Genomic DNA, 1,949 nt, shown 5'->3' on the forward strand with positions numbered 1-1,949 from the left:
TCCCATCCGTTGCTGGCGAATCCGCTGTCCTGCGCGGCGGGCAGCCAGCCGGCCGGGCCGAAGAGGCCGATGAGCACCAGCACGGTGGTGGCGACGAGGCCGCCGACGATCTGAGCGCCGATGTAGGCGAGTGTGCCGCGCCACGGGAACCTGCCGGCGGCGGCCAGGCCCAGGGTGACGGCGGGGTTGAAGTGCCCGCCCGAGATCGGACCGAACGCGTAGGCGCCCATGATCACCGCGAGTCCCACGGCGAACGAGGCGGCGATATAGACGATCCCGGGGGCGAAGACGCGCTCGGCATCGGCGAAGTGGTTCGCGAACAGCGCTGTTCCGATGAGTCCGAAGACGAGCAGGAAGGTTCCGAACCCTTCCGCGGCGAGCTTGGCGCCGAGGGTCGGTCCGCCCGGCGGCGGGGTGTGTTCGAGGTCGGTGGGTGGGATGGATTTCTCAGGACGCGGATCGTTGCTCATCGCGCGCCTCCTTTCCGATGCGCTCAGGGTACTGGCACGCCCCGGCGCCGACCAGAGCACGCCATCTGCGTGACAGCCGCTCGTTGTTTTGAATTTGTCAAAAGAACGGTAGAGTGGGGGTATGACGAGCCCCGATGCGCATGATGTCGAATCGTCGCTGCGCGCAGCCGGGTTGCGGGTGACCGATACGCGGCGCGCCGTGTTCTCCGCCCTTCACGGCGCCGCGCACATCGCAGCCGAACCGCTCTTCGATCGTGTCCGAGAGAGTCTTCCCGGCACAAGCAAGCAGTCCGTCTACAACGCTCTCGGCGACTTCGTCGAGGCGGGCATCGCGCGCCGGATCGAGCCGGCAGGTCAGGCCGGCCTCTATGAACTGCGCGTCGGCGACAACCACCACCATCTCGTCTGCACCCAGTGCGGTCGCGTCGAAGACGTCGACTGCGTGACCGGCGCCGCGCCGTGCCTGCATCCGTCCGACACGCGGGGCTTCGCGGTGCACACCGCCGAGGTCACGTTCTGGGGCGTCTGCGCCCGATGCGCCGCCGCGGCTGCATGACTTACGAAGACTTTCCCCTCTCCGTCCACCCTCGTCCCCAGGAAGGAACCCCATGACGAACGCTGACGAGAACCCCGCCGGCATCGGCTCCGACACCGAGATCGACCAGTCGGTCACCGACATCGACACCCCCGAGAGCGAGCGCGCCGACGGCGAGACCCGACCGAGCCCGAACGACGCCGCTGCGGGCACCTGCCCCGTCATCCACGGCGACCAGCCGCATCCGACCAAGGGCGACGCGAACCGCGTGTGGTGGCCCAACCAGCTCAACCTCAAGGTGCTCGCGAAGAACCCGGCCGTCGCCAACCCGCTGGGCGAGGACTTCGACTACAGGGCCGCCTTCGGAAGCCTCGACCTCGCCGCAGTGAAGGCCGACATCGCCGAGGTGATGACCACGTCGCAGGACTGGTGGCCCGCCGACTTCGGTCACTACGGACCCCTCATGATCCGCATGGCCTGGCACAGCGCCGGCACCTACCGCATCACGGACGGTCGCGGAGGCGGCGGCGCCGGCCAGCAGCGCTTCGCGCCGCTGAACAGCTGGCCCGACAACGTCTCGCTCGACAAGGCACGCCGCCTGCTGTGGCCGGTGAAGAAGAAGTACGGTCAGAACCTGTCGTGGGCCGACCTCATGATCCTCGCCGGAAACGTCGCCCTCGAAGACATGGGCTTCGAGACCTTCGGCTTCGCCGGTGGCCGTGCCGATGTGTGGGAGCCCGACGCCGACGTGTACTGGGGCCCGGAGACCACGTGGCTCGGCGACGAGCGCTACAGCGGCGACCGCGAGCTGGAGAAGCCCCTCGCCGCCGTGCAGATGGGTCTCATCTACGTCAACCCCGAGGGCCCGAACGGCAACCCCGACCCGATGGCCTCGGCGCGCGACATCCGGGAGACCTTCGGTCGCATGGCGATGAACGACGAGG

At 68.6% G+C, this 1,949-nt stretch carries 3 protein-coding genes; 2 read left to right on the forward strand and 1 reads right to left on the reverse strand.

The window, feature by feature from the left end:
• Positions 1-470 (reverse strand): aquaporin (locus B4E30_RS11600; protein ID WP_286795390.1); only part of this gene is annotated, 470 nt, incomplete at its 3' end.
• Between the two features lie 121 nt (positions 471-591).
• Between B4E30_RS11600 and B4E30_RS11605 the strand changes: the two genes are divergently transcribed.
• Positions 592-1,026, forward strand: a complete 435-nt coding sequence (locus B4E30_RS11605) for a Fur family transcriptional regulator (RefSeq protein WP_286795391.1) — start codon at positions 592-594, stop codon at positions 1,024-1,026.
• Between the two features lie 52 nt (positions 1,027-1,078).
• Positions 1,079-1,949 (forward strand): peroxidase family protein (locus B4E30_RS11610; RefSeq protein WP_349676960.1); only part of this gene is annotated, 871 nt, incomplete at its 3' end.

This window comes from Microbacterium sp. UBA3394 (genome assembly GCF_002358725.1).
GTDB lineage: Bacteria > Actinomycetota > Actinomycetes > Actinomycetales > Microbacteriaceae > Microbacterium > Microbacterium luteum.

What these genes read in the sequence shown, in the direction of transcription:
- B4E30_RS11605 (WP_286795391.1), top strand. Translation starts at nt 592, where the DNA reads ATGACGAGCCCCGATGCGCATGATGTCGAATCGTCGCTGCGCGCAGCC.